Origin of the sequence: Enterobacter quasiroggenkampii (assembly GCF_043972695.1) — a bacterium.
GTDB classification, from domain to species: Bacteria; Pseudomonadota; Gammaproteobacteria; order Enterobacterales; family Enterobacteriaceae; genus Enterobacter; species Enterobacter quasiroggenkampii.
Genome location: NZ_CP143745.1, coordinates 2,827,977 through 2,849,343 on the forward strand (window position 1 = coordinate 2,827,977; position 21,367 = coordinate 2,849,343).

Annotated in this window: 31 protein-coding genes; 16 read left to right on the forward strand and 15 right to left on the reverse strand. The window is 50.9% G+C overall.

From position 1 onward, the window contains the following. The first annotated feature begins 61 nt into the window (after positions 1 to 61). Together V1572_RS13510 and V1572_RS13515 are read left to right on the forward strand one after the other, a co-directional pair. A complete protein-coding gene (locus tag V1572_RS13510; RefSeq protein ID WP_395299211.1) occupies positions 62 to 2,242 on the forward strand; it encodes a type I secretion system permease/ATPase in 2,181 nt (726 codons plus the stop codon). After that, positions 2,239 to 3,414: an HlyD family type I secretion periplasmic adaptor subunit gene (locus V1572_RS13515; RefSeq protein WP_045910492.1), complete on the forward strand. Its 1,176-nt coding sequence runs from the start codon at positions 2,239 to 2,241 to the stop codon at positions 3,412 to 3,414. Before V1572_RS13510 ends, V1572_RS13515 begins: the two co-directional genes overlap by 4 nt. Positions 3,415 to 3,449: 35 nt before the next feature. Here V1572_RS13515 and V1572_RS13520 read toward each other — a convergent pair whose 3' ends face one another. Continuing rightward, the gene (locus tag V1572_RS13520) at positions 3,450 to 4,334 is read right to left on the reverse strand and encodes a hypothetical protein (protein ID WP_048223123.1); all 885 of its coding nucleotides are present in this window, start codon (positions 4,332 to 4,334) and stop codon (positions 3,450 to 3,452) included. A 276-nt stretch (positions 4,335 to 4,610) separates the two neighbouring features. On the opposite strand from V1572_RS13520, the gene V1572_RS13525 reads away from it, so the two are divergent. Continuing rightward, the gene (locus V1572_RS13525; protein WP_395299212.1) at positions 4,611 to 6,074 is read left to right on the forward strand and encodes an EAL domain-containing protein; all 1,464 of its coding nucleotides are present in this window, start codon (positions 4,611 to 4,613) and stop codon (positions 6,072 to 6,074) included. A 31-nt stretch (positions 6,075 to 6,105) separates the two neighbouring features. Here the strand turns inward: V1572_RS13525 and V1572_RS13530 are convergent, their stop codons facing one another. The 3 genes from V1572_RS13530 to V1572_RS13540 all read right to left on the reverse strand — a co-directional run bounded on the left by V1572_RS13530 (position 6,106) and on the right by V1572_RS13540 (position 7,767). Further along, positions 6,106 to 6,378, reverse strand: coding sequence for a YqjD family protein (locus V1572_RS13530; protein ID WP_045910495.1), 273 nt, complete (start codon positions 6,376 to 6,378; stop codon positions 6,106 to 6,108). Positions 6,379 to 6,497: 119 nt separating this feature from the next. Then, complete coding sequence (locus V1572_RS13535; protein WP_063621585.1) at positions 6,498 to 7,166, reverse strand: epoxyqueuosine reductase QueH; 669 nt, start codon at positions 7,164 to 7,166, stop codon at positions 6,498 to 6,500. A gap of 124 nt (positions 7,167 to 7,290) precedes the next feature. Further along, complete coding sequence (locus V1572_RS13540) at positions 7,291 to 7,767, reverse strand: GNAT family N-acetyltransferase (RefSeq protein ID WP_126533907.1); 477 nt, start codon at positions 7,765 to 7,767, stop codon at positions 7,291 to 7,293. 90 nt (positions 7,768 to 7,857) lie between these two features. On the opposite strand from V1572_RS13540, the gene V1572_RS13545 reads away from it, so the two are divergent. From V1572_RS13545 to V1572_RS13565, 5 genes are all read left to right on the forward strand, one after another. Continuing rightward, positions 7,858 to 8,856, forward strand: a complete 999-nt coding sequence (locus tag V1572_RS13545) for a LysR family transcriptional regulator (protein WP_233100164.1) — start codon at positions 7,858 to 7,860, stop codon at positions 8,854 to 8,856. Positions 8,857 to 9,022: 166 nt separating this feature from the next. Continuing rightward, positions 9,023 to 9,109 (forward strand): hypothetical protein, encoded by an 87-nt coding sequence (locus tag V1572_RS13550; protein ID WP_324252045.1) that lies wholly within the window; start codon positions 9,023 to 9,025, stop codon positions 9,107 to 9,109. Positions 9,110 to 9,119: 10 nt separating this feature from the next. Continuing rightward, on the forward strand, positions 9,120 to 9,380 hold the full coding sequence (locus tag V1572_RS13555) for a bacteriocin immunity protein (RefSeq protein WP_395299213.1): 261 nt from the start codon (positions 9,120 to 9,122) through the stop codon (positions 9,378 to 9,380). A gap of 70 nt (positions 9,381 to 9,450) precedes the next feature. Further along, positions 9,451 to 9,729, forward strand: coding sequence for a hypothetical protein (locus tag V1572_RS13560; RefSeq protein ID WP_395299214.1), 279 nt, complete (start codon positions 9,451 to 9,453; stop codon positions 9,727 to 9,729). A gap of 16 nt (positions 9,730 to 9,745) precedes the next feature. Then, positions 9,746 to 10,249 carry a hypothetical protein gene (locus V1572_RS13565; RefSeq protein WP_395299215.1) on the forward strand — a complete coding sequence of 168 codons (504 nt, stop codon included), beginning with the start codon at positions 9,746 to 9,748 and terminating at the stop codon, positions 10,247 to 10,249. Between the two features lie 52 nt (positions 10,250 to 10,301). Here V1572_RS13565 and V1572_RS13570 read toward each other — a convergent pair whose 3' ends face one another. The 9 genes from V1572_RS13570 to V1572_RS13610 form a co-directional block, all read right to left on the reverse strand. Next, the gene (locus tag V1572_RS13570) at positions 10,302 to 10,796 is read right to left on the reverse strand and encodes a surface-adhesin E family protein (protein ID WP_395299216.1); all 495 of its coding nucleotides are present in this window, start codon (positions 10,794 to 10,796) and stop codon (positions 10,302 to 10,304) included. Continuing rightward, positions 10,793 to 11,416, reverse strand: a complete 624-nt coding sequence (locus V1572_RS13575; RefSeq protein ID WP_223540473.1) for a hypothetical protein — start codon at positions 11,414 to 11,416, stop codon at positions 10,793 to 10,795. The genes V1572_RS13570 and V1572_RS13575 overlap by 4 nt, the downstream gene beginning before the upstream one ends. Positions 11,417 to 11,631: 215 nt before the next feature. Beyond that, complete coding sequence (locus V1572_RS13580) at positions 11,632 to 12,912, reverse strand: Arm DNA-binding domain-containing protein (RefSeq protein ID WP_395299217.1); 1,281 nt, start codon at positions 12,910 to 12,912, stop codon at positions 11,632 to 11,634. Next, the gene (gene xisR / locus V1572_RS13585) at positions 12,912 to 13,124 is read right to left on the reverse strand and encodes an excisionase family protein (RefSeq protein ID WP_058659973.1); all 213 of its coding nucleotides are present in this window, start codon (positions 13,122 to 13,124) and stop codon (positions 12,912 to 12,914) included. Before xisR ends, V1572_RS13580 begins: the two co-directional genes overlap by 1 nt. A gap of 151 nt (positions 13,125 to 13,275) precedes the next feature. After that, positions 13,276 to 13,491: a hypothetical protein gene (locus V1572_RS13590; protein ID WP_333073470.1), complete on the reverse strand. Its 216-nt coding sequence runs from the start codon at positions 13,489 to 13,491 to the stop codon at positions 13,276 to 13,278. Further along, positions 13,491 to 15,359: an exodeoxyribonuclease VIII gene (locus V1572_RS13595; protein ID WP_395299218.1), complete on the reverse strand. Its 1,869-nt coding sequence runs from the start codon at positions 15,357 to 15,359 to the stop codon at positions 13,491 to 13,493. Before V1572_RS13595 ends, V1572_RS13590 begins: the two co-directional genes overlap by 1 nt. A 289-nt stretch (positions 15,360 to 15,648) precedes the next feature. Continuing rightward, a complete protein-coding gene (locus V1572_RS13600) occupies positions 15,649 to 15,846 on the reverse strand; it encodes a DUF1482 family protein (protein WP_395299219.1) in 198 nt (65 codons plus the stop codon). Next, positions 15,797 to 15,985, reverse strand: a complete 189-nt coding sequence (locus V1572_RS13605; RefSeq protein ID WP_395300009.1) for a hypothetical protein — start codon at positions 15,983 to 15,985, stop codon at positions 15,797 to 15,799. The genes V1572_RS13600 and V1572_RS13605 overlap by 50 nt, the downstream gene beginning before the upstream one ends. Then, positions 15,978 to 16,283 carry a hypothetical protein gene (locus tag V1572_RS13610; RefSeq protein ID WP_395299220.1) on the reverse strand — a complete coding sequence of 102 codons (306 nt, stop codon included), beginning with the start codon at positions 16,281 to 16,283 and terminating at the stop codon, positions 15,978 to 15,980. Before V1572_RS13610 ends, V1572_RS13605 begins: the two co-directional genes overlap by 8 nt. A gap of 239 nt (positions 16,284 to 16,522) precedes the next feature. Between V1572_RS13610 and V1572_RS13615 the strand changes: the two genes are divergently transcribed. Beyond that, positions 16,523 to 16,969, forward strand: a complete 447-nt coding sequence (locus V1572_RS13615) for a hypothetical protein (RefSeq protein WP_395299221.1) — start codon at positions 16,523 to 16,525, stop codon at positions 16,967 to 16,969. On the opposite strand, the gene V1572_RS13620 is transcribed toward V1572_RS13615, so the two are convergent. Further along, complete coding sequence (locus tag V1572_RS13620) at positions 16,914 to 17,135, reverse strand: hypothetical protein (RefSeq protein ID WP_395299222.1); 222 nt, start codon at positions 17,133 to 17,135, stop codon at positions 16,914 to 16,916. The two genes, V1572_RS13615 and V1572_RS13620, sit on opposite strands and share 56 nt — an antisense overlap. 165 nt (positions 17,136 to 17,300) lie before the next feature. Here V1572_RS13620 and V1572_RS13625 point away from each other — a divergent pair, with 165 nt between their 5' ends. Then, a complete protein-coding gene (locus tag V1572_RS13625; RefSeq protein ID WP_395299223.1) occupies positions 17,301 to 17,801 on the forward strand; it encodes a hypothetical protein in 501 nt (166 codons plus the stop codon). Positions 17,802 to 18,033: 232 nt separating this feature from the next. Here V1572_RS13625 and V1572_RS13630 read toward each other — a convergent pair whose 3' ends face one another. Next, positions 18,034 to 18,444 carry a helix-turn-helix domain-containing protein gene (locus V1572_RS13630; RefSeq protein ID WP_234099698.1) on the reverse strand — a complete coding sequence of 137 codons (411 nt, stop codon included), beginning with the start codon at positions 18,442 to 18,444 and terminating at the stop codon, positions 18,034 to 18,036. 80 nt (positions 18,445 to 18,524) lie between these two features. Here V1572_RS13630 and V1572_RS13635 point away from each other — a divergent pair, with 80 nt between their 5' ends. The 6 genes from V1572_RS13635 to V1572_RS13660 all read left to right on the forward strand — a co-directional run bounded on the left by V1572_RS13635 (position 18,525) and on the right by V1572_RS13660 (position 21,302). Then, complete coding sequence (locus tag V1572_RS13635; protein WP_395299224.1) at positions 18,525 to 18,764, forward strand: Cro/CI family transcriptional regulator; 240 nt, start codon at positions 18,525 to 18,527, stop codon at positions 18,762 to 18,764. Then, positions 18,764 to 19,204 carry a toxin YdaT family protein gene (locus V1572_RS13640; RefSeq protein ID WP_333073485.1) on the forward strand — a complete coding sequence of 147 codons (441 nt, stop codon included), beginning with the start codon at positions 18,764 to 18,766 and terminating at the stop codon, positions 19,202 to 19,204. The genes V1572_RS13635 and V1572_RS13640 overlap by 1 nt, the downstream gene beginning before the upstream one ends. 129 nt (positions 19,205 to 19,333) lie before the next feature. After that, on the forward strand, positions 19,334 to 19,480 hold the full coding sequence (locus tag V1572_RS13645; protein WP_234099735.1) for a DUF4222 domain-containing protein: 147 nt from the start codon (positions 19,334 to 19,336) through the stop codon (positions 19,478 to 19,480). Beyond that, complete coding sequence (locus tag V1572_RS13650; protein ID WP_395299225.1) at positions 19,477 to 20,415, forward strand: helix-turn-helix domain-containing protein; 939 nt, start codon at positions 19,477 to 19,479, stop codon at positions 20,413 to 20,415. The genes V1572_RS13645 and V1572_RS13650 overlap by 4 nt, the downstream gene beginning before the upstream one ends. A gap of 28 nt (positions 20,416 to 20,443) precedes the next feature. Further along, on the forward strand, positions 20,444 to 21,100 hold the full coding sequence (locus V1572_RS13655) for a DUF1627 domain-containing protein (RefSeq protein WP_395299226.1): 657 nt from the start codon (positions 20,444 to 20,446) through the stop codon (positions 21,098 to 21,100). Continuing rightward, the gene (locus V1572_RS13660) at positions 21,093 to 21,302 is read left to right on the forward strand and encodes a hypothetical protein (protein WP_395299227.1); all 210 of its coding nucleotides are present in this window, start codon (positions 21,093 to 21,095) and stop codon (positions 21,300 to 21,302) included. The genes V1572_RS13655 and V1572_RS13660 overlap by 8 nt, the downstream gene beginning before the upstream one ends. The last annotated feature ends 65 nt before the right edge of the window (positions 21,303 to 21,367 follow it).

Sequence of the window (21,367 nt, forward strand, 5' to 3'; positions counted from 1 at the left end):
GGGGAGCGATCCCCGCGGCCTTTTGGCGTTTCTTTACACGAATTGCGTTAACCCGGAGATTATGAAGACACATCCACAGTACGAACCCTGGCTGCAGGGCATGCTCATCATCGCGAAGCACTACCGGCTGGACTTTTCGGTGGAGCATGTTCGGGTCACGATTAACCATGAAAGCCAGTCGCCGCGCCAGCTGGTGCTGGAGGAGATGGCGCGCCAGCTTGGACTGGGGATGCGTGTGGTGGCGGCGGAAGCGGTCTCCCTCGATCCGTGGCGTCTGCCGCTGCTGGCGGAATTCACCGGCGGGCAGATTGCGGTGATCAACCGCATGGACAACGAAGGCAACGTCAGCCTGCAGTTCAGCGGCGACGGCGGCCTGGAGACGACGCTGACGCGCGAGGCGCTCGGGTCGCGATTAAAGGGCCTGATGGTGCTGCGCCCGCTCGAGTCCACGCCGGATGCCCGCGTGGATGACTACATCAAACCGTATGAGAAAAACTGGTTCTGGCAGCTGGCGCTGAAGGACTGGCGACGCTACAGCGACATTATGCTGGTGGCGCTGGTCGCCAACGTGCTGGCGCTTTCCGGCATGGTCTTCTCCATGCAGGTCTACGACAGGGTGGTACCGTCGCAGTCAGAAGCCACGCTGTGGGTGCTGTTTGGCGGCGTGATGATTGCCATCGTGTTCGAATTCATCATGCGCATGCTGCGCGTACACATTTCTGACGTGGTGGGGAAGCGCGCCGATCTGCGCATCTCTGAACGCGTTTTTGCCCACGCGCTGCGGATTAAAAACGGCGCACGCTCGAAATCAACCGGATCGTTTATCGCGCAGATCCGCGAGCTGGAGTCGGTGCGCGAGCTGATCACCTCGACGACCATTGCGGCCCTCTCCGATCTGCCGTTCTTCCTGCTGTTCGTCTTCATTCTGTGGATGATTGGTGGTCCGCTGGTGCTGGTGGTCCTGCTCGCCGTGCCGCTGCTGCTTATTCCGGGCCTGCTGGTGCAGCGCCCGCTGGGGAAACTCTCCAGCGAAGGGATGCGTGAATCCGCCATTCGTAACGCCACGCTGGTGGAAGCGGTGCAGGGCATTGAAGACATCAAGCTGATGCGCGCCGAGCAGCGTTTCCAGAATCAGTGGAATAACACCAACGACGTTGCCGCCAGCGTCGGCATGAAGCAGCGCTGGCTGACGGGCCTGCTGCTTACCTGGACCCAGGAGGTGCAGTCGATTGTTTACGCGGTGGTGCTGCTGGTGGGCTGCTATCTGGTCATCAGCGGCGACATGACCACCGGTGCGCTGGTGGGGACCTCGATTCTGGCGTCGCGGACCATTGCGCCGCTGTCACAGATCTCAGGCGTGCTCTCGCGCTGGCAGTCGGCAAAAGTGGCCCGTAAGGGGCTGGACGACCTGATGCAGCGGCCGATTGACGATCCGCAGCACGGCAAGAAGGTGCACAAAGCTCACCTGCGCGGCGACTATGCGCTTGAGGACGTCGGGTTTTACTACGACGAGGAAGAGAAACTCACCGTGCTCAACATCAGCAAGCTGCAGATCCGCGCCGGAGAACGCGTGGCGGTGCTCGGGCGCAATGGCTCCGGCAAAAGCACGCTGTTACAGCTTCTGGCGGGCATGCAGGAGCCGCAGCAGGGCAGCATTCTGCTGGACGATATTGCCCTCAATCACCTTGATCCGGCCGACGTGCGTCGCGACATGCAGTTGCTGAGCCAGCAGGCCCGTCTGTTCTTTGGCTCCGTGCGGGACAACATCCTGATGGGTAACCCGCTGGCGACCGACGATGAGATTCACCAGTCGCTGGTCAACAGTGGCGCGCTGGAGTTTGTGCGCAAACAGAAAATGGGGCTGAACACTATCATCAACGAGGGCGGAACGGGCCTCTCGGGCGGACAGCGTCAGGCGCTGCTGCTGGCGCGCGCACTGATCACCTCGCCGACTATTCTGCTGCTGGACGAGCCAACGGCCTGGCTGGACGAAATGAGCGAGAAGCAGTTTATTCAGCATCTTCACACATGGCTGGGTAAGCGCCGCACGCTGGTGGTGGCGACGCATCGCCTGCCGATTCTGGACCTGGTCGACCGCATCATCGTGCTGGAAAACGGCAAGGTGGTGATGGACGGCCCGCGCGACGCCATCCTGCACCAGCATGGTATGGCGCCGCAAAAGACAGCACAGCGCACCGTGACCATGAAACCGGCGGCGGTTGCAGAGGAGGGCGCGGCATGAATGATTTCTCCCGTTTTAATAGCCGACTGAAGGAGCCTCGCCTTCCGCGCTCTACCCTGGTGGCATGGTCCTTGTTCGCCCTGCTGGTGGTGTTTATCGCCTGGGCGAGCCTGTTCCATCTTGATGAGGTGACGACAGGCAGCGGCAAGGTGATACCGTCTTCGCATGAGCAGGTCATCCAGTCCCTGGAAGGCGGCATTATCCACAGCCTGATGGTGCGCGAAGGCGACATCGTCGAGCGCGGCCAGCAGCTCGCGCAGCTTGACCGGACAAAAACCGAGTCGAGCGTGCTGGAGAGCGAGTCGCGTCTGAATGCGGCGCTGGCCACGGCGGCACGCCTGAAGGCTGAAGTTAACGACACGGAGCTGACGTTTCCCGAGGAGCTGGATGACGACGTTGAGCTGGTTAAGCAGGAAACGGCGCTCTATCAGTCCCGTCGCGAGAGCCTTGAAAAAGGGCTGGCGGGTTTACGTCAGGGTGCCGAGCTGGTGCAGCGCGAGCTGTCGTTGACCCGTCCGCTGGTGACCCAGGGGGCGGCCAGCAAGGTGGAGGTGCTGCGTCTTGAGCGTCAAAAAAATGAGCTTGAGAATAAAATCACCGAGATGAAAAACCAGTATTACGTCCGCGCCCGCGAAGAGCTGGCGAAAGCCAATGCGGAGATTGAAGCCCAGCGTTCGGTGATGAAGGGGCGGGAAGACTCCCTGACCCGACTGACCTTCAATGCGCCGGTGCGCGGGATCGTGAAGGATATTGACGTCACGACCGTGGGCGGCGTCATCCCGCCGAACGGCAAGCTGATGAGTCTGGTTCCGCTTGACGATCAGATGGTGGTAGAAGCGAAAATTTCGCCGCGCGATGTGGCGTTTATCCATCCCGGCCAGAAGGCGCTGGTGAAAGTGACGGCCTATGACTACTCCATTTACGGTGGGCTGGAAGGGGAAGTGACCATGATTTCGCCGGACACCCTGCAGGATGAGGTGAAAAGAGATGTTTATTACTATCGCGTCTATATTCGTACCGACAGTAACCATCTGACCAATAAGCAAGGTCAGGAATTTCCGGTCTTTCCGGGCATGATTGCCACCGTTGATATTAAAACCGGCAGCAAAACTATTCTGGATTATCTGTTGAAACCGCTGAACAAGGCAAAAGAGGCGCTGCGGGAAAGATAAGTGAACGGCGTTCGGAACACCGAACGCCTGGTGGATTATACGGTTGACGTCACGTTGTGAACGTGGCGTCGCTCTTTAGGAACAACGTTGATGTAATGCGTAACATACGCAAAATATAACCCGGCATAATTTTCGACGAGTTCGATAAACGCCGGATAGACCGATAGCCGACCATCACCCCGATCTTTCAGATAGCCTGCCTCCTGAGCCGATTTGATAATCCGGTTGACGTGGATACGCGATACAAAAAATTCTTTTGCGAGCGTGCTGGCTGAATAGTCGATGACGGCACCATGGGCAGATTTATTTTTCATAGCCTGCAGGTAAAGATAAAGCATAATCATACGTCCGCCATCTTTATCGATAAATAATCCCACTTCAGGCAACACTTTTCTGAACGTTAATCCCCGAAAAAGATATTCTGCCGCGCGGCGGAAGAAATTATTTCTCAAAATGTCATTATCCAGCAGGTTCACGTTAATATTGAATGTCGGATAAAGAATACTGACGGGCAAAAAAGCGCCGGACATATATCGCTTAAGTTCATTCAGGCCTTTTTCGGTTGGCGCGATTCTCGTTTTGCGTCTGTCTTCCGTACAGCGCCAGGTCCTGATGCGCCCGGTGGTTCTGAGTATCGTGATGATCGCAATAACGCTGTTGGGGCTGGCTATCTTATAGCGAGAACATAACTCTTTAATTTCTGAGACTGACTCGGCCTGATTTCCAAAAATAAAACAACACATGGAGAGGATAATGTTGAACCGGGATTCCTGTAGCATTGTCTTGTAGAACAAAGGTTGTTTTTTGTAGATGGTGTCATTAATTGTGTAGTGCTCTAATATTGCCTCACCGAATCGTGGATTGCTCTTTATGACATCCCTTCGATGTAGCAAGGCCCTGGATGAGATATGATTATCCATAGCATTTTTCTCGTATTTGAATGAGCCGATAGATGAAGTATCCAGTCTTCTTTTTCGGAATTTTCATTATACCCTGAGAATAAAACATTTGCCGTGGTTATTTGAAAAGAAAAGTATATTTAAACGCGGGTGATTAACGCAAAGATGTTCCGGTGAATTAGGCTGATAACAGTTTCTTAACCCTGAGTGCTACTGTAAAATTATACTTCGCAACAGATGCAATAAATTTTAAGCATACTCAAATGGAAATGGCGCTTTGGTGCCCAGGAGCAGGTTATGACCCACAAAATTTCTCTCAGAAATGGGGCGTGCGATGAACATAAGTTTGTCATCTCAGCCTGCGGTTTCACATTCCAGGGATATTGTTCGATCCTTAATAAATACGGAATCCATGCTTCCCGGATCCACTTTAACGGAGATGAGGCATCTCAACAGGATATTGAAAATATCCTTAAAAATCAGGATGCGCATATCGTGGTGTTTCTCGGGAAAGGCGTGGTCAACCTCCTGGAAAGCCTGAAGCGACTGGCATCCATACTCAATGCACTCCCCGTCATTCGGCACGTCACCCTGTATGGTGATATTCCTGATGGCTGGCTGTACCGCACGCTGGGCAGTCTTTTAAATAACCGCTATCAACTATCATTAATTCGCGTAGCCAGCGTTTCTGATGTAATCGCCTGTTTTCATACCCATTACAAAAGTTTTAAGGATCGCTCTCGCGCATTACGCGAACGCTACATGGATATTTCCTCGCAAGAAAATCTCAAGTGGTTAACACGAAGAGAAATTGACGTATTATTAAGTTTTTACCGCGGCATGTCCGTAAAAGAAATGTGCGATAGAATGGGGTTGTCGAATAAAACGGTGTATACCCACCGTAAGGAAGGTGTGCTTAAATTACACTTAATTAAGCGTTGGCTACACGACCCGCATAATTTTAAAACAGAAATGCCTGCTAAACACCCACGTCAAAAAACGGGGCTCACGGAGAAGGAAACCGACATTTTTAATGCCCTACGAAATCGCGAAATATTTCCGGCATATCAGATCATTACCGATCGGGATAAAAAGGGTGTTGGGTTTGAAATACTGATTCGCTGGAATAAAAACGGTAAAATTGTCAAGCCTGCCAGTTTTTTAACGGATATTACCAATCATGAGATATGGCTGCAAATAACGGCCTTGGTCATCCATGCTGCCGTTTCAGGTATTAATAAGTATAACGGGAAATATTATTTTTCTGTGAATATCCCGCCTCGTCTGGCATCCGGAAATGCCTTGCCTGATATGGCACGAAAGGCCATCGATATGCTGCTCAAACCGCAGTGGGCGGAAAAGCTGGTCTTTGAATTTGCAGAGGATATTGACGTGACGAAGGATAAAAGGATCCCTGAAACCATGCGGCATTTACGCAAAACGGGGTGTCGTTTATTTCTGGATGACTGCTTTTCTAACCATCAAACCATGTTCCCGGTGCGCCAGGTTCATTTCGATGGACTCAAACTGGATCGGGACATCGTCGATCACTTTGTGGCAAATGACAATGACTACAATTTGATAAAAGCGATTCAGATTTATAGCGACATGACCGGCACTGACTGTATTGCAGAAGGGGTTGATAGCGAAGAAAAGTTCGAGAAACTCGTCGCGCTGGGCGTTAAAAACTTTCAGGGATATTATCTTTCACGTGCCGTGAAAGAGGATGAGTTAGACCGCATGGTACGGTTATTTAGCTGATGAGAAAAATAAAGCCCCGAAGGGCTCTGATTTATTTTCGACCCAGCAACAGGCCGAGAACAATACCGACAGCACCCGCGGCGATGAGGCCGGTGAGGGGATTATTTCTGACCGCTTCTGTGACGTCGGAAACGGCATCGCTGGCCTGAGCGGCGTATTTTTTCGCGGCACCTTTAACCTGATGTTTTGGTGAATCGACGAATTCACCAAACTGCTGCTGCGCTGAACCTGCAAGTTCATCAAATTTATTTTTTGCCTTGTCTTCAGCAAACTGGGTGTTTTTATCAGTACCGATATCAGACATTTTTGCCTCCTTTTGTTGATAGTTAAAGGATAGCCGCTCTTTGCGGATGTGGGAGACGCAAGGCTAAATTCGGCACCTGACAGGGCGGTTTTCGGATATATCTCTATACCGGGAACCCGTTATTTCTCATTGTCATCCTGACCGTAATACAGTTTCCCGATGCGGATCAGCGGGCGACCCTGAGACTTACGGTGCAGGTTACTGTCCCTGAGCGAATAAACGCACCCGCAATATTCCTGCTGGTAAAACTGTTCCCGCTTGCTGATCTCAATCATGCGTGAGGAGCCGCCCTGTTTGCGCCAGTTATAGTCCCAGTAAACCATACCCGGATAGCGCGCGGCCGCACGCTGGCCGCAGTCGTTTATTTGCTGCATGTTCTTCCAGCGGGAGATCCCCAGCGAGCTGCTGATAACGCTGAATCCATTTTCTGCCGCATAGAGCGCCGTGCGCTCGAAACGCATATCGAAGCACATGGTGCAGCGGACGCCGCGCTCGGGTTCCCATTCCATGCCTTTCGCGCGCTCAAACCAGTTATCGGTGTCGTAATCGGCATCAACAAACGGCACGCCGTGCTTTTCCGCAAATCGAATATTCTCCTCCTTACGAATGAGGTATTCCTTTTGCGGATGGATATTGGGGTTATAGAAGAAAATGGTGTACTCAATGCCCGACGCCTGAATAGCCTCCATCACTTCACCGGAGCAGGGGGCGCAGCAGGAGTGCAGCAGCAGTTTGTCAGCGCCGTTGGGCAGGGTGAGTTGAGGGCGGATAAAAGGGGCTGTCGTCATGGCGTTCTGCACTATGTTGATGAAATTTATGGAAGGGTAGCATAAATTCGGAAACTGTTGAGACGGGATCGACGCAGGAAAGCGCGATCCCGCGGGGCGGGATCTTCTCGGGTAGCGCGTGCCGCTATTCGGCAAAATTCAGCAGCGCTTCACCATCCAGACGATAGCGTACCCACTCGGGCTGCGGCAGCGCGCCGATGCTCAGATAAAAATCGATGGCGGGCTGGTTCCAGTCCAGCACGCTCCATTCAAGGCGACCGCACTGCCGTTGTACGGCGAGCTGGGCGATATGTTTCAGCAGTGCTTTTCCCGCCCCCAGGCCGCGATAAGCTGGGGAAACATACAGGTCTTCCATATAAATCCCGTTGCGTCCGAGCCAGGTCGAATAGCTGGTGAAGAACACGGCATAGCCGGCGATCTTGCCTTCACACTCCGCGATCAATGCCTCGGTTTTAGTACCTGCGCCAAAGAGCGTTTCCCGGATCTCCTCCGGCGTGGTAACCACTTCTTCCGGGGCTTTTTCATACACCGCCAGCTCGTAAATCATGGCGTAAATGGCCGCCGCATCTTCGGGACGGGCCTGACGAAGGGTGATGCTCATTGTTTTTCCTGCTTTTTAGCGTGTGTCCTGATTGATGGCATTAAGGATACGGCGTATTGTCCGAAGAATTAAGTGCAATGAAATCAACATATGATGAATATTATGCATCCGATACTGAGACGGCTTGATTTAAACCTGCTGCCCGTTTTCGACGCGATATACCGCCACCGCTCCGTTCGGCTGGCCGCTGACGAGCTGGCGATGAGCACATCCGCGCTCAGCCATGCGCTGTCGCGTCTGCGTGCCACCCTGAATGACCCGCTGTTCTTCCGCGAAGGGCATCGCATGTCCCCCAGCGTGTATGCTTCTCAGCTCGCGCCTTCGATTGCTTCCGCACTGTCGTTCCTGAATCATGAGCTGACCCCGCAGCCGGAGTTTGATGCAGCCAGCAGTACGGAGAGCCTTCAGATTGCGATAACGGACTTTACCGCGCTTTGCATTTTTCCGGCTCTGATGCACAGGCTGCAGCTTACAGCCCCGGGTTTACGCTTTGAATTGCGCTATCTGCCGCACAGCCCGGCGCTGACGGAACTGCTGGCGGGCGAGGTGGATCTGGCGCTGGGTTTCAGCACTCAGGAGGACATCCGTCATCCGGAACTGGAAGAGATCGACTGGTTTGAAGATGAGTATGTGGTCATCAGCAACGCGCGCCGGACGCGTCTGACGCTGGAGGAGTATCTCGCGGCCCGGCACCTGGTGGTGACGCCGTGGAATGAGAAGCAGGGCGTTCTGGACGTGCGTCTTGAGCAGCTGGGCTATACCCGACAAATCGCGATCAAAACGCCGTCGATGCTTAGCGCACCGTTTATCGTAGCGGAAAGTGACCTGCTGATGGCGATCCCTCGCTATGCCGCGGAGAAGCTGATTAAGACAGCGGATCTCCGGATTTTTGCGTTACCGTTTCCGATACGCACGTTTGAAGTGAAAATTTACTCGCATAAACGCAGCGGCCAGCGGGGCGCGACCCGCTGGCTGAAGGAGGAACTGCAGATGCTGGCGCAGGCTGTAGGGGACGGTAGGCCGGGTAAGCGCAGTGCCACCCGGCAGAAAGGACGGTCTGTAACGGATCGTCAATTTAACGGCAGGTAGATATCCGTTTGCAGCGCGTGTTCCGGCACCTCGTGAATAAAGTTGGATTAGCGAAGCAATTAAATAATGCTAATCTTGGTCAGACAAAATTAGGGAAAACAACTTTTGTGAAAAAAGGCGAGCGAGGGGCAAGAGGTTAAAACATGAACTTCACCATAAAAAATCAATACAAGATGGTGGCGAGGTATATGATATTGATAATTTAAGGGTGTTAACACCTAAGCGCCATGTTGAAATTCATAAAAAGGAGTGAGGTACCTGGTATGGACCATAAAAAAAGAATCACTGATTATTCTGAAGCTGAGTTTTTAGAGTTTGTTCGCGGAATTTTTAATCCAGCAAATTCCTCTGAAAGTAAAGACGTTGAGAATGTGCTTTATTTTGAAGAGATAACAGAACATCCAGATGGTTCTGACCTTATTTTTTACCCTTCAAAAACTCGTGAAGATACCCCTGAGGGGGTTGTAAAAGAAATCAAAGAATGGCGAGCAGCAAATGGTAAACCCGGGTTTAGACCGGAGTAATAGCTAACTCATAATTTACAATAATTCCTCAGGCGCAATGTATATGCATTGCACAGAGGTAAGCGCATCCATGAAAAAGGAGCTATTTTATGGCTTTGACAAGAAATTCATTAGCTATGCTGTTGTAGGGGCTGTCACGCCGTTTTCGACGCCTGAGGATGCTTTTTTTGTCCGCTTTTCCCAAAGCCTTTCGACCGGCGCGGATACCCTGATGCTGACCAAAGGTACCAGTAAACCTTCTGTGTATATGGGTTACGGTTGGCGTGGCTGGTATAGTCGGGATCTGAAATCCCACCAACAGACTGTTGAACTGTTCAACAGAAACTTCCCGGGAGGCCAATCTGGTTAATCGTGACCAGGTACTGATGGGGTATGCCCTGTCAACGAATGGCTCAGTGACAAGCAACGCCAGCTATTTTGTGACGGACTTTATCCCAGTAGCTCCCCTAACAACGTATATCTGCAATAAAGCCAGTAATGTGGTCTGTTGCTACGATGTGAACCTGAAGAACGTTGATGTTCTTAGCATTCACACCAACACGCCATTCACCACGCCAGCCAGTGCGGCCTTCATTCGGATGCATGCCACACCGCTGAACACTGCTGATGTGCTTATGGTGCTGCATGGCAATGAAATGCCTTCAGACTATGTACCATTTGGTGCGCCAAACAAGCAGGATATAGAATATGTACAAGCAATCAAAGACGTCTGCTCATTATTCTCCGTACCGGTCTGTGATCTGTTTAATGAAAGCGGGGTTAATCTGTATGACCTGTCAGTCTTTACGCTGGATAATCTGCATCCTAATGACGTGGGGGCAGAGCGGATATCACACAATCTGGTCCAGCAATTTAATACTGTATTGTGAACCATAACATAGAGATGCAGAGCCTACGCTCTGCGTCTCTGCCTCACCTGTATTAATCTAATAACGGTATGCGATTATCTTTCGCTGGCTCTGGCTTGAGTTTTTCAACGGGAATACTGCACATGCTTTCCGCTATTATCCCAAAAAGAGAGTCTTTCGGGTAACTTTCCCATTGTCCCACATCCTGTGTCACATGTACGACATCGCCTTCCGCGAACGGTTTCGAAAAATAGGTTCGCGCCATAACGGCACGCTGGTTTTTGTCGCAGTTAATCACGTCGATTGCCCGTGAGCTCGCTATGTAGACGGGAGGATTTTTTATAATGAGTGTCTGCTCGGCGTAGTTATTGATGAAATAAAAGCGGCGTAAGTGATCGTTACCCTGATAAGTTGAAATCACCCGAAAATCGATATACGAAGCAATTCTTTTATCTTCAAGGATTTTTATGACGCCTGCCGGTGGCTTGGGGGTAGACTGGGGCTGGGGTTTATTTGTCCCGGTACAACCTGTCAGCATAAGTAATACCAGCCATGTTAGCTTTTTCATTTCGCATCCCCTGCGGATAAATCAGGCCGTAATGTCGTCAGCATGTCAGGCGTTACATTTCCCTGAACGGTACAGAGCAATAATGTCCCGTCTTTGCTTTTGCTGAGCATTAACAGCTTTTCGGTACTTTCTTTTGCCGGAGCAATACCTGTCACCGCCTGCGCGTTATCTTCCCACTCACTGTTTGGGTTGATTTTAATCATCGTCTGAGAAACATAATCGTCTCCCGCCTTTTTCCAGGACAAATGATCAAGTCTGGACATCACTTCTTCTTGTGACTCTTTGAAAATGAGTCCCCAGTAATAGTACTTACCGTAATTGATTTCATCGAGATTGCTGGTTTGCAGGTAATATCCCGATACCGTCAGATTTAATTCATGCAGCGGTTGAGCAAACCAGATGGTGCGATTGCCGTCTTCAGGGGCTTTGAACCAGGCCTGCGAATGCTTGTTTAGCGTTAAGGGGGCTACGTGGCTGAGTTTGGCTCGCTGATGATAAATCTCGTTGAAAAAGGTTGAGTCGCAGCGGGTCAACGTTTGTGTCAACGTGCTGGCGTGAACCGCGGGTGTGGCTACAGCCATACCTGCTATGAGCCCAATGGAGGAGATGAGTTTACGCATGTAATATCCCTATATTAAAAAAAGACCCTATTTTTATCGGCTTATCAGGATGAGACTTTACGCTTTTTTATTTTGCTTCGTTATCTGGCGTATTCAATGCCTCCCCCGAGTTTTGTACAAAACCTCAACCCTCTAATCTTTAGGTTTACACAGCGGTAACAAAATAGGTACCATACCCCCCTATAGTAAGTGGTGGCGCTCTCAACTTGCTGTTTTTACTCGTTTATTTTTATGACTTTTCCTTCCGGGGGCGTATTGGGGGCAAACCCTAACCGCTCATTCAACAGCTCCACCTGCTCGCCGTCAAACTCCTTGATCCAGGCTGAATACACCCGGTAGACCATTTCTGCATCTTCGTGCCCGAGCTGACTGGCGATGAACGATGGGTTTGCGCCAGCGGCCAGAGACCAGCATGCAAAAGTATGTCGGGACTGATAAGGCGCCCGGCGGCGGATTCCTGCTTTCTCAACGCATACATCCCAACGATCTGAAATAGACTGCGTTGAAAAAAATTTTCCCGGTTTTTTTGTCTTGAGACTAGGCAGAAATACAAAGCGATGTTTATGAACTTCTGTTCTTCCGTACTCTCTGAAGTGCTGAACAATTTCCGTTTCTGGCAGGTGACCAGTTAATGCAAATTGCGCACGTAGCGCATCGAGAGCAGGGGCTAGAAGGGTGAGCACCCGGTCGCCCGCTTTTGTTTTGGGAGGGACAAAATCGCCCTGCGCAGTCAGGTTGCGCTGGATGTGAACCTTACCTGATTCAAGATCAACATCATCCCATGCGAGCGCAGCAATCTCACCGTGGCGCGGTCCGGCGTTCATCGCGAACTGCCATAAATTACTGTCTTGGCCGCCGATCGCCAGCATCATTTTGGCGTATTCATCCCGCTGTAACGGGTCAGGCTTTTTCCTGTCTTTGTGCAGTTTCGTAATGTGCTCGAAAGGCTTATCGGTAATGAACCGGCTGCGGTGAGCAAAGCGCAGCATCTGGCAGACCACAGAGATATAGTCGTTAACTGTATTAACACTGCGGCCCGATTTTTTCCGTTTGTTTCCTTCCGCGTAAAAGCTCTCTCCCCGCAATAGCTCCTTCCTGTACCGCAGCATGTCACTGTGAGTAATATCCGCAATCAGCGTATTTTCGCCGATAATACGATTAATCGTTCTGAGCTGGGCAAGCAGTCGAGTCATAGTATTCCTTGAAACGTCCTCCTCTTTGGCGGCCAGCCACAGTTCGTTGAGATCGCCCCAGGTGTGAGCCACGCGGGTAGAAGTAAATTTCTGAACGGCTTTCGACTCAGGGAACCGCCGGGAATAGTCAAACTCTCCCATCTGAATTTCGCTGACGATCAGCGCCCGGAGATTTCCGGCCTTTTTGATGTTTGCAGGGGTGTTCATCCATCCTTTCAACACTTCGCGGCAACGCTTGCCGCGGTAGGTGAAAGAGATTCGGATTTTGCCGTTATGGATTTCAACGCCCGTGGGAAAAGACATTACAGCTCCTGCACTAACTGATTGATGCGAGGGTAGTTGTACCAGAGGAGACCGCGTTTGGTTTCTCCGCCTTTCATTGACTGGCGTTTGAAGTGTATACCTTCCAGCCAGGGGCCACTGCGGAGAGCTTTTATTTGCCGCTCGCTCAGGCCCGTAAGTGCAGTCAGTTCTGCCTCAACAACCCATTCTCTATTAAAAATGATTTGCGCCATGATGACTCCATGCGCCGCCACGATACCGCGGCGGCAGACAGTTTGTTGATTAACTGAAATCAGTCATCCAGCAGGTATCCCAGCATCCTGGAAACGAAGTACCCGACAGCAATAACCACAACGATAAATAAGGCGATCGCATAGAACCCTATCATTTACGCTTTCTCCCTGTTTTTTCCTCCAGGTCGACTGCCAGCCACCAGAAACCGTTGGACTGGTCGACCTTTTTACGCTTCTCAAGATCCAGTAGTGCTGCGATCACTTCTTCATTCCTCATACCGGCCCGGCACGCGATATCCCGCGCTCCAGCCCGACCCCGAAGCTGCAGCGCCCTGACGACACGCGCCGTTTCATCACCCAGTTTCATCAGATACCGTCCTGGTTTATCACGCTATCGGCCAGTTCGATTGCCATGGCGGGTAAATCCTCAAAATCACAGCGATAGGAAGGGTTGGCACACATACCCTGCATAACGGCAAGGATGAGCTGCTGGCGGTAGTTCAGTGGTGCCTCGGTGCGGGTTTCAGGAACTGGCTCTGCTGCTTTTTTGGGTTTGGCCGCGATGACTGGCGGATCAAGCACGACCGCTTTCGGTGGCGCTGGGCGGCGGTACTCGACTATCGCATCCAGGGCGATTTTCTGGCGAACGCTGATATCCTCAGACCAGCTATCCAGTATTGTTGTTGCGACGTCGTGGATCTCCTCGTCGGAGAAATCTGGCGACAGGCAGAATTCGGTTGTGCCGATATCGGCAAGCAGCAGGGGAATGACATGAGAAACAGGGTAGCCGGTGGCGGCCACTACGCCTTCGGCCTCATCTTTACCCATGGTACGTGTCCAGCCAGCGATCAAATCATTCAGTGCATGAGCAATTTCGATTTCGCGAGCGGTTAATGCTGGTGGCACTTCCTGATCTTCACCTTCATTTGATGGGGTATTGTTTACCAGCGCGTCGACAGAGAAGACCCCGCCGCCCAGGTTCTCGATCTGGGGTTGCTCGCTGGACTTCTGTTCCACTGAGGGACGTTTTTCGAATGCTTCATTCAGTTCTTTGTCGAGCTGAGCAGCGCGGCCCGGGCATACTGCTGGCAAATCAGCCTTGTCCTGTACAGCAGGTTGGGCCTGATCATCATTTTGGTGTGTGGTTACGGTACCGCATGCGATTGCAACGGTTTTTGGATCTGGCTTAGCGTGATCTGACTCGACCAGTTCGCGGTTAATGTACGCGCGCAGGTCTACAGGGCGGAGATAAAGGTCTTCCGGGGCGGTTTTAATCAGCGCGATGATAGCTGCGCGGGAATAATCCAGGATGCCAGGCGTAACGCGCAATTTAGACCACCACGCTGAAAAGCGGGGATCGCCTCCGCTGCTCTCCATCTCTTTTGCGCGCCGCATGATATCGTATGGAATGGCATAGATATCGAAGTCCATTGCTGCAGCAATAATACCCAGCGCGGTTTCAATCCTGAGGGTTGCCAGGTTGTGGACCAGATCTGGGCTGCGGTCTGTTGGGTTGTTGCCGCCCAAGGTTGCTTCGGTGCCGGGTTCAGTCTTGGTGACGCTCTCCACGGGCTCACGTTTAACTGCTGGGGTATCCAGCCATTTAGCCAGCTGCTTTTTAATCTCTGGCCACTGAGTGGAAACCAGCATGGTTTTGCGGATCCATGCCAGCATCTCTTCCTGGCGTTCTGCGCTGAGCGCCAATACGCGCGGCTCTCTCGTGAATGCCTCCGCCATCTCGCGCTGGAAACATCCGTCATCATCGTTAATCAGATCGACGACCTGGCCATACTGTGCCGCGGTTATTTGCTCCACGGGCCCGAACAGCGCCAGGCATGCTGCGCGCGAATGCTGATCCAGCAGGCGCACGGACTTCATCTCTTCGGCTTGCTGGTCATCGCTCTGGTTCTGGCTCTCATCGACCTCAGGCTGTGTGGTGGCGACGGGCTCCCCGGCGTTCACATTCCATGTGGCGACCGTGCTGAAGAAGTCCAGGCTGAATTCATCGAGAGCAGGGCACGGCAGGTCTTCGCGGTGCTCCCAGATTTTGACTTTGAAATAATCGTCAATGTGTTCGGGATATGCGGTGGCCAGCTTGCCAAAAATAACAGCTTCTGCGATGCCTTTATTCAGGGCGCTGACCGCAATTGCGAGCGGCTTAAGGTCAGGGAACTTTTTCAGTGCTTTATCTTTCGGGAAGTAAGCGCCGCCAAATGTTTTTAATTTAACAGACATAATAACCTCTTTACCATTTAAATGGATTGCCCTGACGGAGTTGCCGAGGGCGTTGTGATTTACTGAAGTTTGTTTTCGCTACTTTTAATAACTGGCGTTTAAATACGTTCTCTTTGCATGTCGGGCAGTAGTAATTCTCTCTGCGATAAGCACCACGGCCCGACGGCATACTGAATAACTCAGATTTTGGGTATGGCTTTCCGCACCCGGAACAATTGCGGGTTTCGTTTTCCATATTACAACCTTTAAAAAGGCCGCCCGGCGAACGGGCGGCAAAGACTACACACAGCTACGGATTGATACTTGTCACTTCTGTTTCACCCATCTGCAAAACAGAATCAGATGGATAGCATTCAGCATTAAAATAACGTTCCTGGTAAATAATAAACTCGCATTCAGATTTGGTGTCATAAACACCTTTAATTACATCAACACAATCAGTGTTGCTGGAGCAAATAGTTAAAACGAGCGCGAATAACGGTGTCATTAAATGCAGCCTCGGCAATGAGTTTCATTTTTTCGGTTTTAACTTCTTCCATCATTTTTTGGTTATCGCAATATTCTGCAATGCATTGCTTAACCATGATCGCCTTTGCGCGATTCCGGAAAGACTGCGGATTAACCATAGAATCGAACCCTCCGAAGGTTATTTTCAGCAACCAGGAGCTTATGAAGTGCGATGTCATAAGCCGCCTGAGCTTCTGCAAATTTATCAGCCTGCTGGCGCTCGAATGGGCAGGGAGCCGCGCCGCACTCACTGCATTCCACTACCGGGCAATACGCCAGGGTAGTGGCCGCAATAGCAGGCAGCATCGAGGCTGCCGTGCATTCGATAGTGACTCGGCTAACTCCAGCCGTAAGCGCAACCTCTGCCGTTGATAATGCGGCTCCAATAGATTCTTTTCCATGCGCGATAATTTTCATATCTCTCTCCTATTAACAGGCTTTAAGGTGCAGTGACGGGTGCCTCCCGTTGATTGAAACCAGCTCACCATTTCAACCGGCCACACAAACCACAAAGAAAAAAACACCAGCTGTGCCACGTGCGCTTAGCCGTATCCACCGCACCTCAAAACCTGCTTTAGCTTTTTTTGCCCCTTACTTTTCATAACTACAAGCTCGGTGATATGCTGAAGTTCTCACACACTCAGCAAGGAGAATTTATGTACCATCAACCCACTTACTATGTTCTTTTTAGTAAATACAAGGATCACATTTCCAAGACTCGAAACGTTCCTGTTATCGGAAGCGTTAACTATGAGCAGGTTTGCTGCGTTTATAGCCGTGCTGCGCAATTAACTCTTTTGGATGTTTTTCTGGAAACATACAGAAAACAACATAAGAGTCCCTTTAATGACTTACATGGTAAACAAGCTCTCTACCATTTACTTTTAGTCCGTACAAATTGGACCTTAGATTACATTAAAAAATTGCCTCTGGCCGATGTTCTTCTCGTTCTTCATGAAGACCTCAAATTGGAGAAATTTGAGCCTGTAATTGCTGATTATTTCGAAAAAACACTCAGAAACTACGATAATTTAAACTTTTCTGATGTTATGGATGATGAGTGGAAGCCTGAATTGGCTGAAGAATCTCAACAGCACCATTAACAGTAAGTTCTTTAATGCGCAATTCCACTTCAATCAGCATTTGCTCGAGATTCTTTTTTTCGGTAAGCGCTGATTGAAGCATTTGGTAATGTTGCACCTTTCTTTTCATCCAATCATGGATTTGCTCATTCGATTGACCATAAGATAAGATTACTGGTTCGTTCATCTCAATTCTCCTTAGTTATGTCGTTATCGCTAGGCTGGCTGAAACCCGCTTAAGCTTTTAAATGCGGCTTTCTTTTAATTGCTTAAGGCTCAGCAGATCTGGCTATTCCCCAACAACCAGAGTTCGGTTAATCTGGATATCCCTAGCAACAAAATGAGTAATCAAATGATCGCCGATTTTTCAGCAGCTATGGCAGCAATTAAAGAAACAGCAAGCCTGGCGAAAGTTATTTCCGATGCCAAAACTGAAGCAGAGGTAAATGCTGCTGTCAGTGATTTAGTATCAAAGCTTACCTCTGTGCAGCGTGAATGCATGTCTCTTATTGAGCTCGCACGTTCTTATCAAGAAGAAACCGTAACGCTCAAAACAAAAATTGCAGAGGTAGAGGATTTTAAAACTCAGACGGAAGGGTATGTTTTTGACCAGCTTGAATCTGGTGCGTTCGTGTACTCGAAAAAGCAGGTTATTAATGGCGCAGAGGTAAAGGTTCTCCTTTGCCCAAAATGCTATGCAAAAAGAATAGTCTCTATACTTCAGCCTACTGGAGAGCCAAGTTTCAACACTCATGTTAACCAGTATTTTCATCAGTCTATTTGCCATAACTGTAATGTCTCATATGCGACGAACCCCTCTAGTTACCGTTTTGATCCTGGCTGGATTGGCTGATCTGCAGGGATATCCGGATTATTAAAGAGCGAAGCGTCCTACGGGGCGCTTTTTACATGTTTCTGCCCTTAAGGCCGGGCCGCCGAACGGTACATCTACTGAGTAATCACTGTGCATGTGATTGTCGATGGGATGTAGATTAGATATGTCTAACAGAATAGGCAAGTGTTTTTTGTTAGGTATGACTAACACAAGTGGCGTGATAAAAGTAACCTTTTGAATTTAGGTTACTTTATTTTTTGGATTGGCGCTGTCTGGCTTTGAGTAATTCTTCGAAGAGCTTATTGAAGTTATTCACGCGAGAACGCAATTGCTCGAGCTGTGCTTCTTGCTCTGACTCTGGAAGGGAATCGTAGAGGTCAATTAACTCTCTGTGCTTGTCAGATAATTGCGGCGCTAATTGGATATCTTCTGCTGGAACTGGAGCCTGATCGTCATCACCAAACATCAACCATGTTGGGGTGCAGGAAAGAGCCTTAGCAAGTGCAAATAATCTTGCCCCTACTGGCTGCGTCTCGTCACGCTCCCATTGCGAAATGGTTACATGCGCTACACCTGCCAGTTTGGCGGCTTCTCGTTGAGTTAATTTCAGCTCCTTGCGCCTGGCAAGGATTCGCTGTCCCAGACTGTTCGTATTTTTCATAGTTAGACAATTCTAAATTTTATTGACTTAGACATCCCGCGCAAGATACTGTTAGACATACCTAACAAAATGGAGGTCACATGAATACGTGTGATGCGCTTAATCATTTCGGCACCAAAACCAAGTTGGCAAGGGCAGCAGGTGTAGAGCTGCAATCAGTTTACAAGTGGAAAGAGCTTGTACCTGAAGCCCGTGCCCACCGCCTTGAAGAAGCATCGGGCGGCGTTCTGACATACGACAAAACCATCTACGACCAACACCGGAAAGCAAAACGAACTGGCAAGAAGAATATCTCTCACCACCAGAAGGACTCTGATTAATGGAAATCAAACACGAACGGATTCAGACGCTATTGCTGGCCCTAGCTGCGAAAGTGGGGCAGGCGGCTGCGGCGACCATGATCACCGAGAGTTACCACAGGTTGGGTAGCGGCAAATTACCGCTGGTCCCCGGAAAGATCTGGAATAACCAGCAAAACATTTACCACCGCTGGATTAACGGCGATACACCACAGCAGCGCGAAAAAATTCGCGAACTGGTGCCAGCGATATATGCAGCGATGGAAGAGGAACTGGCGCACCAGGATGGCATACACCTCCGAGCTGCCATCGCCAACAAGGAATGTGTTGAAGCCACCAATGCTGCTCTGACCGGCAAACCGAGAAACATCATCCAGCAGGAAACATTCGAAGCGATCGACGCTCTGGCACATCTTGCTGGCGTGACGGTCCATATCGCGCACGAGCGGCGTGTAGCGTAACGAACGGGGGGCAGCATGTGCACTAACCGGGATTTATCTACCAGCGACTTAATCAGTCGCATGAAAAATGCGATGGGCAGCGCGGCACCGAGTGCGCCTGCGGAACAGGGCACGGACATGATCCCCGGTATGAGATACCGCACTGAACGTGGGTGCATAGTTACAGTTTTACGCTGCTCGCCGCACCGCGTTGTTTATCAACGCGAGGGTTACAGCGGTGTGAGCGAAATGAGTCGTTATCAGTTCGAACGGAAGTTCACAGAGGTGAAGTTGTGAGCGTGAAATTGTCAGCGTGGGTATGGGACGGATGCGCCAGCCAGGGGATCAAAGGCGTTAAGTTGCTTGTAATGGCCAGACTGGCAGATTTCAGTTCGGATGAGGGTGTTTGTTGGCCGTCTGTCGCCACTATTGCGCGGCAGATTGGGGCTGGGCGCAGCACCGTGATAACCGCCATATCGGATCTGGAAAAAGAGGGATGGTTAACGCGAACAGAACGCCGAAAAGGGCAGCGTAGCGATACCAATCTTTACACCCTGAATGCTCAGAAATTACGCGCTACTGCCGCGCAATTTCATGGTTCAGTTTCTGAACGTTCAGATTTTGGACACCCTGAAAACACTAGGGCGGGCGCTACCCATGGTTCAGATTCTGAATGTTCAGGTTCTGAACGTCCAGAAAACCCGCAAAAAGGGGGTTCTGAGGGTTCAGAATCTGGACACGATCCGTCAGTAACTACAGATCCATCATTAAAACAGATCTCTTCGTCCGGAAATTCTTATGAATCTCCGGACCGGGAAGATTCAGGCAAAAAATCATCATCTCCAAAAAAATGGGGAACACCAGAAGACCTGAAATGCGCCGAATGGATATTTGGCCGGATCCGCGCGCTTTACGAAAAAGCGGCAGAGACCGACGGCGAAGTGGCGCGGCCAAAAGAACCTAACTGGAATGCTTGGGCCAACGAGATCCGTCTGATGCGCACTATCGACGGACGAACACACCGCCAGGTTTGTGACCTGTTTAAACGCGTGCAATCCGATCCGTTCTGGTGCCGCAACGTGCTTAGCCCGGCGAAGCTGCGCGAAAAGTGGGACGAACTGACGCTGAAGCTGGCGCCCGCCATTCACGCTGGAGTAATGCGCACTTCTTTCGGCGATGACTATTACAAAAACGATTCTGAGGCCGCAGCGAAAGCGGGTTTCAGGGTCTGATGCGACAGAATCTTATCAGGAGAAATTTATGAAAACCGTATTAGACGTCCTAAAAGCCATGGGCAAAGCCACTTACCGTGATGTTGCTGCGCGGCTGGATATTGAACCAGTGGTAGCCCTTAACATGCTGCGCGAGCAGAAAGAGCAGGGGCTGTGTGATTTTGCAGACGGCGGCTGGTTCATCGGTACCGCGACAGAGCAAAAGTCAAAGCGTATCCGGCCAAAACAGGAATCGGAGCTTGTTGGCCGGATCCTTGCTGCGATGCAAGGGCAGGGAGCCATAAGCGCGGAGAAAATCGCGAAACTGCTCGGTAAAACCTCCCGGGCCCTGAATGCCTCGCTGGGTTCTTTGGGCAAAGAAGGGCGGGTTGTGCGCCATGTGGACGGGAAAAATATCACTTGGAGCCTGAAAAACGACGATGGGCCAGCACCGGCAACCGCAGCCCCGAACGCTAACGCCAGCCACGCTGAAACGGCGCCAGCAGAGAAAACCACTGCGCAGATAGTTCAGGATATCCCGGCATTCGCAGCTCGTCCGGATGACCTGGTGATCCCGTCATCTCGTTTTATCTCAAGCGAAATTCGCCGCACCAAAGCGAAACTGGCCAATCTGCAAAAACTCCAGGGCGCCATGCGAGAACTGCGCCGCCACAAGAACCTGCTGGTGGGGATAAGCAATGACTGATTTACCACGCTGTCCGAACTGCGGGCAAAGACCGGCCATGCGATTACGTAGCCGCGGTATCAACTGGGGAGCGGCAGAGATCCGTTGTTCGAACGGCTGCCTTGGCATGCGCGCCGGGTTCTCTTACCCGCCCGGCGGCGAGGCGACTGCGAAAGAAGACCTTAACTCGAAATGGAAGGCGCTGATAAGCCGGGAGGAATAATTGTAATGAAAGAGCGCGACATGCCTTTCAACAGCGCGATGGCTCGCGCGTTGCTCAATCGCTGT